The sequence below is a fragment of the Aquimonas sp. genome (assembly GCF_044377145.1).
Lineage (GTDB): Bacteria > Pseudomonadota > Gammaproteobacteria > Xanthomonadales > Xanthomonadaceae > Aquimonas.
This window is the reverse complement of sequence record NZ_JBILJQ010000032.1, coordinates 41,796-53,583: the sequence shown is the minus strand read 5'-3', so window position 1 is coordinate 53,583 and position 11,788 is coordinate 41,796. Positions and strand designations below refer to the sequence as shown.

General features: G+C 65.0%; 8 protein-coding genes and 2 pseudogenes. 2 read left to right on the top strand and 8 right to left on the bottom strand.

Annotated features, from left to right (window positions below; translation table 11 throughout):
- The 3 genes and pseudogenes from ACIQ7H_RS11435 to ACIQ7H_RS11425 all read right to left on the bottom strand — a co-directional run.
- Positions 1-248: pseudogene (locus ACIQ7H_RS11435) on the bottom strand (malate dehydrogenase); the annotation flags it as partial.
- Between the two features lie 62 nt (positions 249-310).
- Positions 311-661 carry a glutaredoxin family protein gene (locus ACIQ7H_RS11430; RefSeq protein WP_395791497.1) on the bottom strand — a complete coding sequence of 117 codons (351 nt, stop codon included), beginning with the start codon at positions 659-661 and terminating at the stop codon, positions 311-313.
- Complete coding sequence (locus ACIQ7H_RS11425; protein WP_395791495.1) at positions 662-1,861, bottom strand: pyridoxal phosphate-dependent aminotransferase; 1,200 nt, start codon at positions 1,859-1,861, stop codon at positions 662-664. It lies immediately after the preceding gene.
- 328 nt (positions 1,862-2,189) lie between these two features.
- On the opposite strand from ACIQ7H_RS11425, the gene ACIQ7H_RS11420 reads away from it, so the two are divergent.
- Both ACIQ7H_RS11420 and ACIQ7H_RS11415 read left to right on the top strand, forming a co-directional pair.
- Positions 2,190-2,582 (top strand): YkgJ family cysteine cluster protein, encoded by a 393-nt coding sequence (locus tag ACIQ7H_RS11420; protein WP_395791493.1) that lies wholly within the window; start codon positions 2,190-2,192, stop codon positions 2,580-2,582.
- Between the two features lie 741 nt (positions 2,583-3,323).
- The gene (locus ACIQ7H_RS11415) at positions 3,324-4,781 is read left to right on the top strand and encodes an amino acid permease (protein WP_395791491.1); all 1,458 of its coding nucleotides are present in this window, start codon (positions 3,324-3,326) and stop codon (positions 4,779-4,781) included.
- Positions 4,782-5,152: 371 nt separating this feature from the next.
- On the opposite strand, the gene ACIQ7H_RS11410 is transcribed toward ACIQ7H_RS11415, so the two are convergent.
- The 5 genes and pseudogenes from ACIQ7H_RS11410 to ACIQ7H_RS11390 all read right to left on the bottom strand — a co-directional run bounded on the left by ACIQ7H_RS11410 (position 5,153) and on the right by ACIQ7H_RS11390 (position 11,720).
- Complete coding sequence (locus ACIQ7H_RS11410) at positions 5,153-5,575, bottom strand: universal stress protein (protein ID WP_395791489.1); 423 nt, start codon at positions 5,573-5,575, stop codon at positions 5,153-5,155.
- Positions 5,576-5,860: 285 nt separating this feature from the next.
- Complete coding sequence (locus tag ACIQ7H_RS11405) at positions 5,861-7,663, bottom strand: AbgT family transporter (RefSeq protein ID WP_395791487.1); 1,803 nt, start codon at positions 7,661-7,663, stop codon at positions 5,861-5,863.
- A gap of 91 nt (positions 7,664-7,754) precedes the next feature.
- Positions 7,755-8,795: a TerC family protein gene (locus tag ACIQ7H_RS11400; protein WP_395791485.1), complete on the bottom strand. Its 1,041-nt coding sequence runs from the start codon at positions 8,793-8,795 to the stop codon at positions 7,755-7,757.
- A 356-nt stretch (positions 8,796-9,151) separates the two neighbouring features.
- Positions 9,152-9,553 (bottom strand): annotated as a pseudogene (locus tag ACIQ7H_RS11395) (nuclear transport factor 2 family protein).
- A 349-nt stretch (positions 9,554-9,902) separates the two neighbouring features.
- Complete coding sequence (locus tag ACIQ7H_RS11390; RefSeq protein WP_395791483.1) at positions 9,903-11,720, bottom strand: DUF885 domain-containing protein; 1,818 nt, start codon at positions 11,718-11,720, stop codon at positions 9,903-9,905.
- Between the last annotated feature and the right edge of the window lie 68 nt (positions 11,721-11,788).

Sequence of the window (11,788 nt, the reverse complement as noted above, 5' to 3'; positions counted from 1 at the left end):
GCGTCCTTGAACGCGACCATCGGGTCATCGGTGCCGACCATGCCGGCCAGCAGCGGGAACGCGCAGTCTTCGAGCTCCATCATCACGCCCTTGAGCGCGGCCTGGGCCTTCTCCATCGGCAGCTCAAGCATCTGCAGGATCACCGGTTGGTCTTTGCCCAGCATTTCGCCGGAGGCGATGCGGAACAGCAGGGAGTAGCCGATCTGGCCGGCGGCGCCGGTCACTGCAACGCGGACGGGGGTTTTCATGGGGAGGTCCTGTCGGTCTGGGGTGGAGTCAGGGGTGAAAGTTCGGCGCTCAAGCCGCAGCCTCAGCGCAGTGTGTAGCCGATTGCAGCAAGCCGCTGTTTCAGCAGCGGTCGGTTGTAGCCGTTGATCACTTCGTCGCCAATCACGGTCAGCGGCACGCCGCGACCGCCGAGATCGGCGACCAGGCTGCGGCCCTCATGCTGGTCGAAATCGAGCACGGTGTAGCGGACCCCAGCTGACTTGAAATCGGCGATCTGACGCTGGCAGTAACCGCACCATTCGGCGCTGACCATCAGCACGCGCTTGGGATTTCCGGCATCCGGCAGCCGCGCCAGTACGTCCTGCTGCGAGGGCCCGGAGCGCAACAGCGCAACAAGCACGAGCACGACCAGAGCGGTTAGCCACAGGCGCACTCAGACCAGTTCCGCGAACAGCGCTTGGATGCGCTGCAGACCTTCGTCCAGCTGGGCATCCGTGCAGGTGTAGGAAATCCGCAGCGCAGAAGGCTCGCCAAACGCGGAACCGGGCACGCAGGCCACGCCCTTTTCTTCGAGCAGCACCGCGCAGAAATCGATGTCATCGCGGATTACGCGCTCGCCGTGCTTGCGCCCGAACGCGCAGGAGATGTCCGGAAACACATAGAACGCGCCATCCGGCCGCGGGCAGCGCAACCCGGGGATCTGCGCAAGCGCGGCCAGCACACGATCGCGCTTGGCTTCGAACTCGCGCGCCTTCGCTGCCGGCACGTCCTGCGGGCCGGACAGCGCTGCGATGGCGGCAGCCACCACGACCTCGGGCACATTGGTGATGTGGTTGGAGTTCATCGTGGTCAGCGCCTGCGCCACCACTTCGGGGCCGGCCATGAAGCCGACGCGCCAGCCCGGCATACCGTAGGTCTTCGACAGCGAATCGACGAAAACCACTCGGTCGGCCAGCTCAGGCCGGAAGTGCAGGATGTTGTGATACGCGTGGCCGCTGAACACCATGCGGTGATAGATGTCGTCGCAGATCACCCAGATATCGGGGTGGCGGGCGATCACATCCGCCAGCGCGGCGATTTCATCGCGGGTGTAGACCATGCCGGTCGGGTTCGACGGGTTGTTGAACAGGAACACCTTGGGCCCACGCGCCAGCGCTGCATCGAGCTGGTCCGGGGTGAGCTTGTAGTTCTGGCTGGCCGGGCACGGCAGCACATGGGCGCGCGCGCCGACGATCTCGGCGATATCCGCGTAGGTGGTCCAGTACGGCGACGGAAACACGATCTCGTCGCCCGGATCGAGCAGCACTTCGGCGAGGTTGTAGAGGATGTGCTTCGCGCCGATGCCGGTGGCGCAGTGCTTGCGCTGGTAGCCGATCAGGCCGGCCGCTTCGATGTGCTTGAGGAACGCATCCAGCAGCGCATCGCTGCCGCGGTTGCTGCCGTACTGGCCGCTGTCCTTGGCCAAAGCCTCGCGCGCGGCGGCATAGACATGCTCACCCGGCAGGAAATTCGGCACCCCGATCGAGAAACTGATGATGTCGCGGCCTTCAGCCTTGAGCTTTCGGGCTTTCTCGACGATCTGCATGATCGCGCTGGGCTTGGCGCGCCCCATACGTTGGGCAAGCTTGGGCATCTGGGTCCAATCTAGGGCTGGATGGAAGGGTTCGCGAGCGCGGTTCACGGTGGCCCGAAAGCCGCCGGCCCGCCGCGAAAAACCGGCGAATTCTACCATGCAGCCCATCCCCGGCCGTCGGCTTGGCCCTCGGCAAATCCGCAAGCCCATTGACCGGCGCAGCTCGGCGCACGCGACGACCGCTCGCGTCCTCGCGAGCCTCGCCGCTGCATCGCTCCCGGCACGGGCATGCTGCGGGGGCGCAATGCCGTTACGCTGCGCCACCCATGCCGTCGACTCTCGTCGATGCAACCTACTCATCCGATGCCGCAGCACTGGAAGCCTTGCCATGCCCTCAGCCGCTCACCCATGTCTCAGCTGCGGGGCCTGCTGTGCGTATTTCCGCGTTTCGTTCTACTGGGCCGAGGCCGCACCGCATTCGCCTGATGGCGTGCCCGAGGCCCTGACCCAGAAGCTCGACCCGCAGCGGGTGGCAATGCGCGGCACCGACGCCGCGCAACCGCAGTGCATCGCACTGGAGGGCACGATCGGCCGCGCTACCCGCTGCAGCGTCTACGCGCGCCGGCCTTCGCCCTGCCGCGAGCTGCAGGCCGCCTGGGAAGACGGCCAACCAAGCGCGAAGTGCGACCGCGCCCGAGTCCGCCACGGGCTGTCGCCGCTGCAACGCGAAGACTGGATCGACGCGCCGGGCGTCCACGGTTCGCCCGCCCTGCATGGGTGAGCGCCCGAAGGGTTGGCTCTACTCCGGCGCTTGACCGGGCTGGGCCACTCGCCAAAGCTGCGACCTCGTTCCGGCAACTGCGGCCTTGAGCGCGTCGATCGCCCAATCGATGTCGCGGCGGAAGATGGGCACTGCGCGCCGGACTCGAAGCGCTGCAGCGGGATCTCGCCGGCGCGCCCGGCGTAGTCCCCGGCCCAACCCGCATTGGCGTCGAAGCGGTAGCGCAGCACGGCGCGATCTCCGGATGCGAACACCAACTCGGCATTGCCTGCGCGGCAGTTGTTCTGCCTCGGAGCCGCATCGAACACACCGCCCTGCGTGCGCGGGATCGTCAGCGGTGCGATGCCGCTGTCGTTCGGCTGCGGGCTTCCAAGCACTGAGAACCCGTGCGGGCTGTCGGCGTCGTCGCTACGGCCCGCGGAATCCAACGTGAACCACGCGCCCGCCAGCTGGCCGGCACAATCCTGGATACAGCGCAGCTTCGCCGTTTCCGAGGTCGCCGAGAACGCTGTACCAGCGCAGGCTGGTTCGCTGCGCGACGTCTAGACCGGGCAGTGCTGCATCCGATCCGCGAGACCGAGATTGCCAGCAAATGCACCCAAGCATGGTGACCCGTGGTTCCAGCGCCTGCGCCCTCGTGCGGGCTTTCCCAACCGGCTGAGTGCGACTACTCTCCTCCCGGGCGCGCGGTCGTGGGCGCCCTGAAACCCAACGCCTACCGATTCATTGAGGGAACAAACTATGCTTTTCTGGCGCGTCAAGCCGCTCGACCAGATCCTGGAAAACGCCGAGAAGAAGTCGCTGAAGCGGCAGCTCGGCGCCCTGCAGCTCACCCTGCTCGGCATTGGCGCGATCATCGGTACCGGCATCTTCGTTCTGACCTCGGTCGCCGCCCAGTCTGCGGGGCCGGCGATGATGATCAGCTTCGTCATCGCCGCCGTGGTCTGTGCGTTGGCGGCGCTGTCCTACGCCGAGCTGGCCTCGATGGTCCCGGTCTCCGGCTCGGCCTACACGTATACGTACGCCGTCCTCGGCGAGCTGGCCGCGTGGGTCGTCGGTTGGGCGCTGGTGCTGGAGTACGCGGTCGCGGCCGGCGCGGTTTCGGTCGGCTGGTCAGGCTACATGCATGGGATCCTTTACCAGATTGGCATCCAGTTGCCTCCAAGCATGATGGCCGGACCGTTCGACACCATCACGGTCAACGGCGTCGAGCAGCCCGGCACGTTCAACGTCCTGGCCGCCGGCTGCGCCCTGCTGATCGCGGGCCTGCTCGTCCTCGGCACCTCGAAGAGCGCGGCATTCAACGCCTTCCTGGTGGTGATCAAGCTGGTGGCGCTGGGCATCTTCATCGCCATCGCGCTGCCGTCCTTCGATGGCACCAACTTCGCACCTTTCTTGCCCAACGGTTTCTGGGCCAATGAGCGTGAGATCGGCGGCAGCCTGCTGACGGTGGGCGTTACGGCCGCCGCGGCGACGATCTTCTTCGCCTACGTCGGCTTCGACGCGGTGTCGACCGCCGCCGAAGAAACGAAGAATCCGCAGCGGAACATGCCAATCGGCATCCTCGGTTCGCTGGGCGTCTGCACGCTGATCTATCTGCTGGTCGCCGCCGCCGCCATCGGCGCGATGGGCGCCCAGCCCGACGGTGCACTCGCGAACTCGAAGGAACCGCTGGCCCTGGTGCTGCGCCAGCTCGGCTATCCCTGGGTCGGCACGGTGGTGGCCGTGGCCGCTGGCCTCGCCCTGCCCTCGGTCGTGCTGATGATGCTCTACGGCCAGACCCGCATCTTCTTCGTGATGTCCCGCGACGGCCTGCTCCCGGAGCGGCTCTCCAAGGTGCACCCGAAGTACCACACGCCGCACATCATCACGATGATCACGGGCGTGGCGGTCGCGCTGTTCGCCGGCATGTTCCCAGTCCGCATGCTGGCCGACATCTCGAACTCGGGCACGCTGTTCGCCTTCGCGATGGTCGCCGCTGCGGTACTGATCCTGCGCCGTACCGAACCGAACCGGCCGCGCGCCTACAAGGTGCCGATGGCGTGGCTGATCTGCCCGCTGGCGATCTTCGGCTGCCTGTTCCTGTTCCTGAACCTGTCCGGGCACACCGAGCTGCTGTTCCTCGGCTGGACCGCACTGGGCCTGGTGGTGTACTTCCTGTACGGCTACCGCAATAGCCAGCTCGCCCGCCCCGCCTAGCACCCGTCGCGGGGCGTCGAGCAGATCTCGACGCCCCGCGCGAATGTTTTTTCAACACAGCTCGGGTTTCCAGCAGAAGCTCGAGCACGCTGCAATGCATGGGAAATTGCCATCCGCCCACTGCGGCTGTCGCTGAACACCCGTCGCATTCACGCGCTACGGGAATTCCGGGAGTACTGGCTCGCGAAACTCCCTTGAACCCGCGTACCGCGCTTGGCAACGAACGCCCAGCGACGTCCCCGCTGCGGCTTCTGGGCCTTCTTCACTGCTTTCACGCCTCACCGCCGTGCTGGAGGCCGCTGAGAGAATGGAGAGCCTCGATCTCCGTCGCTTCGTCGGCGATGCGGGCCGTGGGCGCGACGCTCGCAAGATCAACGGACGATCAGCAGCGGCACCTTGGTGAGTGACAGTACGGCGCTGACCGTGCTGCCAAGCAGCAGGCCGGTCAATGCTCCGTGTCCGTGTGATCCCATCACCACCAGATCGAATGAGCCCTGATTCGCATGTTCGGCAATCTGCCGGCCGGGCGCACCGACGCAGGTGACTTCGGTGGCCTGCAGCTGCGCGGCCGCAAGCGTTTCCCGCGCTTTCGCCAGGGCCGCGTCGTGCTCCTGCTGGTAGTAGCTGTGCAGAATCTCGCCGCCCACTGCGCTCGCCGCGCGCGGCGGCGCCGATAGCGCAACGTGAATCAGGGTGATTGCGGCGGGCTGGCTGAGCCGCCCATTGAGTTCCAGCGCGTGTGCGAGCGCGGCCTCGCCGAAGTGGCTGCCGTCGATGGCGACAAGAATTCGCATGGCTTTTGGTCTCCTTTGAACACAGGTTGTGAAGCCGCGAGAGTATCAGCCCGGCACGGCCTGAACTCGCACGCTCCGAAGCGCACATCACCCCCGCGCAGCAGCACGCGGAAGCTCAGCATCTGAACCATCTCGGCTGGCAGCAGCCACCCACTGCAAGACCCGAGTTCGCGCAGAAAAGCCGGAACAGAGACCACGCATGAGCGCCGCCGCAGCGCCCTCTATCGCTGTCCTCCAGCCAAGGCGCGATCACCGTATTGCTGTTCGCGGGCTTGCCCGGCCGGATCACCCGCCGGGCACGTAGTACAGGGGCGAGTCCGGGCCCAAGGGCGCACCGATCAGCACCCATGCCACCAGCATCGCGGTCCATACCAGACCGATAACGATCGAGTACGGGACCATCAGTGCGATCAGAGTTCCGAGCCCGGCGCTGGCGCGGTACTTCTGGAAGACCGCAAGGATGATCAGCAGGTAGGAGTTCAGCGGAGTAACGATATTGACCACCGAATCGCCGATGCGATACGCCGCTGTAGTCAGCTCCGGACTCATGCCCACGATCATGAACATCGGGATGAAGATCGGTGCCAGCACGCCGAACTTGCTGAGCATGCCGCTCATCGCGAAGTCGCCGAAAACCACCACCAGCACGAAGGCGATCACCAGGCCCCAGATCGGCAGATCAGCCTCGAACAGAAAGCTGCCACCCGCGTAGGCGAGCATGCGATCGAGGCCGCTGTAGTTCAGATACGCGGTGAACTGGGCCAGGAAGAACAGCATCACCAGCACCGGCACGATGCTTTTCACGCCGTGATTCAGTGCATCGGCCAGGTCCTGCTGACCGCGCAGGGCACCCGTGCTGAGGCCGTACGCGATGCCCGCCAGCAGGAACAGGATGACGATCGCAGGTACGATCACATGCGACCAGCGCGGGCCCGGCGACTCGCGCAGGCGCGGTGCGCCCTCGGCGGCAATCACCAGCGGCGTGTCCGCCAGAACGGTCGCGCCACTCGCCGTCGCGCTTCCAGCCGGTTGCACCGAAATGCTCGTTTCGGTCAGCGCGCGAGCGTTTGGCAGGCTGGTTTGGCCGTAGCCATACAGCGGCATGCCGGGCACCAGCACGGCGGTCATCAGCAGACCCAGCCCCAAGACAAGGCTGGCAAGCGCCATCTTCAGGCCGCGCCGCTCGATCGGCGTCAGGGCCATCGCGCCGGCAGTGTCGTCAGGGCCGCTGTGCTTGTCGCCGGAATGCTGCCGATCGAGGCGAGGCTCAACGATGACATCAGTGACGAACCAGCCCGCCGCCATCACCGCGAAGACCGAGACGACCTTGAAAAAGTAGTTGTGCAGCATCGACACCGAATAGTCGGGATCGATGATCCGCGCGGCATCCTGGGCGAAGCCGGTGAGCACGGCGTCGCTTCCGTTCGGGAAGAAGCCCGCACCAAAGCCGCCGGCCACACCGGCGAAGGCCGCAGCCATGCCGGCGACCGGATGTCGCCCGACCGCGAGGTACAGCGCAGCCGCCAGCGGCGGAAGAATGATGTAGCCGGCGTCCGAGGCCACCGACGCGGTGGCGCCCAGCATCACCACGGCTGGTGTCAGCAGGCGCTTTGGCGTCAGCATGGCCATCGCGCGCATCAGCGCGGAGAAGAAGCCGAACTTCTCCGCGAGGCCAATGCCGAGCATGGCCACGAAGATCAGCGGCAGCGCCGGCATCAGTGCGAAGTTGCGTAGCGCCGAGGACAGCATCCAGTACACGCCATCGGCCGTCAGCAGAGAGCGCGGCTCAATGGGTGCCCCGCTTGCAACAAGATCCAGCTCGGGCCGACCACTGGCATCCAGCACCGGCTGGTTCACCGTGCTGCCATCGGCCTGAACGATCTCCTGCATCTGCAGCACGGGCTTCACGGGCTGCACGCTCCACTGCAGCTGGGAGCCCGCGAAGGACAGCAAGACCACAAGAAAGGCGAGCAGTGCGAACAGCAGCGCCGGCTCCGGAAGCTTGTTGCCGAGCCATTCGATCCAGTCGAGAACGCCGCGGCGCGTGGGGGTCGCAGAGGGCGAAGCGTTCGGAAAATTAGAGCTCATTGAGCGGAGAGTTCCAGGGAATGAGGCAGTCTGCTGGATGCAGACAATCGAAGGCCCGCGGCGAACCGCGGGCCTTCGGGCGTCAGTCGTTTCAGGTCGGTGTGGCCTGATCCCGCGACTTCCAGAGCGAATACACCACGCCGCCAAGCAGCAGGCCGAAGGTCACGCCCAGGCTGATCTCAGCCGGCACCTTGCCGCCGAACAGCCAATCGCCGACGAAGATCTTCGAACCGATGAAGATCAGCACGAAGGCGAGCGCGTACTTCAGGTAGTGGAAGCGATGCACCATCGCCGCCAGCGCGAAGTACAGGGCGCGCAGGCCGAGAATGGCGAAGATGTTCGAGGTGTAGACGATGAAGGGGTCGGGCGTGATCGCGAAGATCGCCGGCACCGAGTCAATCGCGAACACCACGTCGGCGATCTCGACCAGCACCAGACACAGGAACAGCGGCGTGGCGAACCACAGCAGCTTGCCGCCGGGCCCAGCTTGCTTGACGAAGAAGCGCTCACCGTGAAGATCCTCGGTCAGGCGCATCCGCTTTTTCAGGAAAGCCAGTACGCGGTTGTTGGCGATATCGGGCTGATCGTCGATCGACATCAGCATCTTGACGCCGGTGGCGATCAGGATCACTGCGAACACGTACAGGATCCACGAGAAGTTCATCACCAGGGCGGCGCCCAGGCCGATCATGATCGCGCGCAGCACCAGCACGCCGAGAATGCCCCAGAACAGCACGCGATGCTGGTAGATCCGCGGCACAGCGAAGTAGGTGAAGATCATCGAGATGACGAAGACGTTGTCCATCGCCAGCGCTTTCTCGACCAGATAGCCGGTCAGGTACAGCTTGACCGCTTCCCAGGCTTTGGCCTCGTTCGTCGGCAGGTTTGCGATCTGTGGGTCGATCGCCTTTTCGCCGCCGTATTCGTAGTAGATGAACCACACCGCCACGGCCCACAGCAGGCCCAGTCCGATGTAGAGCGCCGACATCCACAGGCTTTCCTTGACGTCGATCTCGTGTGCTTCCTTGTGCAGGACGCCGAGGTCGAAAACGAGGATGGCCAGCACAGCGCCGAAGAAGGCGAGCCATACCCAAACGGGCATGCCCAGCCAGAGGCCGGTCAACAGTTCCATGAGTCACTCCGAAGGCAATCGTAAGTTCGATGCCCGGCCTCGCGAGAGGCTTGGAGAGTCCAGACGGCGGGCCTGAGCATCGGTAAACGACTCCGACATCGCCATGCATTGCACATGACCAGAGGGGCCCGCAGTCGCGCCGCGAGTTTCGTGATGCGGAAGTGAACCCCGAGTGAAGGCGACGGCACCGCCAGCGGATTGGAGAGTTCATCGCGCGGCCGCAGCAACGCCTCGGGTGCGAAGGCACTCGCGCAAGCGACGCGCTCCGGCAAGCAGAGCACGCTGGCACAGGGTGCCTCCTTCGGCGGCCGGTCCAGCCCCGGCGCCGACTTTCTCGGCGGGGCCGACCCGCAGCCTCATCCGCCCTGCACCTGCGCGATCTGGTCCTGCAGGTTGTAGCCGTTGCTGACGCGGCTGATGTGTCCGTTCTCGATGCTGAAGAACGCGCCGCCGGGCAGCACGTCGCGTTGGCCGTGCGCGGACGGCAGGCCCTCGTCATCGGCCTTGTACTGACTGTGCACGACGTACTCCGCGGCGGCGCGAGCGCCATCACTGCCGACCATCAGCAAGATGTCGCTGAGCTGCTAGGCGTAGCAGCGATCCAGCCGCTGCATGGAGGCATGAAAGGTCTCGCGGGCGCCCTGGTTCAGATCATGAACAACCGCCTCGCCCAGCTGGGCGAGCATGGTTTCGCGGTCACCGCGATTGAAGGCGGCGTAGTGGCTTTCGATCAGGGCGAGGGTGTCGACTGAACTCATCGGAGGGCTCATCGGTGCATTGCTGGTTCCGATCCTCGACAAGGTTCGAACTGCGGCGCCTGGCAGCCTGTCGGGCTTTGGGGGTCGAGGCGATAGTCGACTGCGAGAGGACAGTTTTTCGACGATTTGCAGGCCAATAGTGGGATCTATTGGCCAAGAATCGGCGGAAAAATGGACCGCGTAGGCGGATTTGCAGCCCGGCCAACCAAAGTCCGACAGGCTGCTAGCCCAGGCCTCCGCCGTGTGCAGGCCATTGCAGCGCTGCACAGGCGCTCTGCGGAGTGCTACAGGCCAAGAGTGTCGGGCGACGCGGCGGACCGCAGTCCGCGCGCAGCCGCCCGTGATCCGATCAGCCTGCAGTCTTGGCCAGCTCGGCCTTGACCCAGTCATCAACCTGGCGGTTCATCAAGGTCATCGGCATCGAGCCCGACTTCAGCACCACATCGTGGAAGGCCTTGAGATCGAAGCGCTCACCCAGCGCGGTCTTGGCGCGCTCACGTGCTTCAAGGATCGCGTTCATGCCGACCTTGTAGGCCAGGGCCTGGCCGGGCATTACCAGATAGCGCTCGATCTCGGCGACGACATCGGTCTCCGGCATGCCGGTCATGTCGAGCATGTAGGCGATCGCCTGCTCGCGGGTCCAGCGCTTGTGGTGCATGCCGGTATCGACCACCAGACGCACGGCGCGGAACATTTCAGCCTGCAGCCGACCAAGGTTGTCCAGCGGCTTGTCCTGGAAGCCCATCTCCCAGGCCAGACGCTCGGTGTACAGCGCCCAGCCCTCGGCATAGGCGGTGAAGGGCAGCAGCTTGCGGAAGGTCGGAACGCCGGTCAGCTCCTGCTGGATCGCGATCTGGAAATGGTGGCCAGGAATGGCCTCGTGATAGGCCAGGGTACGCATGCTGAAACGCGCGACCTCTTTGGTGTTGCGCAGGTTGATGTAGAAAATGCCCGGGCGTGAACCATCAAAGGCCGGCCCGTTGTAGTAGGCGCCCGGCGCGGTCTTCTCGCGGAATTCCGGCACGCGCTCGACCTTGACGCCGGAATCCGGGCGCAGGTTGAAGACATCGCCCACGCCCTGATCAATCTCGTCGATGATGGTCTGGAAGTCATCGATGATCTGCTGGCGGCCCTCGTCGGTATCCGGATACAGCTGATCCTCGCGCTGGGCGATCACCTGCACCCGTGCGCCGATGCTGCCTTCGGTCAGGCCCTCGGCCTGCAGGATCGCGTCCATCTCGGCACCGATGCGCTCGACTTCGCTCAGGCCCAGCGCGTGTACTTCGTCCGGCGTCATGTCGGTGGTGGTGTTGGAGCGGACTTCCCAGGCGTAGTAGGCGGCGCCATCCGGCAACGACCACACACCGTGGTTGTCCTGAACCTTCGGCAGCAGGGCTTCGTAGTAGGCGATGAATTCGCCATAGGCCGGATACACGCTGTCCTGGATCAGCCGCTTGGCCTCGGCGCGCAGGCCCTCGACCTCGGCCTCGCTCAGGCCCTTGGCCTGCAGGCCGCGCAGCTTCTCGTCAAAGCTGGTGTAGAGCAGGTTGCTCTCCGGCGTGCCGGCGACGAAGGCACGCATCTCGGTCAGCACTTTTTCGACCACGAATCGCGGCGGAAGGATGCCCAGCGTCTCGCGATGGCGCAGCCCTTCCATCACTTGCGAATACTTGCGCTGGATCTGGCCCAGGCGGGAGATGTATGCGGTCGCATCGGCAGGCGAGTTGATCGGGTGCTGCGTCGCCAGGAAGGTCGGCAGACCGTTCTGGATACCGAACAGCTGGTTCAAGGGGTAGTTGTGATACGCGTATTCATCGCCGTCGGCCTGGGTCGCCAGGAAGGTCTCCAGCAGGTCGTAGGAGAGCTTGCCGTCGGCATCCAGCGACTCGCGGTCGTAGCTGCGCAGGGTGGCGAGGTCGTCCTGCACTTTCTGCCGAAGCGCCTGCTCGCCGGCCATTGATGCGTCGTCCAGATCATCGCTGTACCAGTCCAGCCAGCTGGGCAGGATACGCAGCGAAGACAGCAGCTCGGGGCTGTTGAAGGCGAATTCGGCGAACACGCGCTCGTAGAACCACTCGATCTTCAGCGGCTTGAACCACAGCGTGTGGGCGAGCAAGCCACCGCTACCGATCAACAGCACCAGCAGCAGCCGCAAAATCCATTTCAATACGCGCTTCATGTCGCCCCCAAGGCGGTGTCTTGTGTGCGCGCACTTTAAGCGCAAGCCGGCAGGCT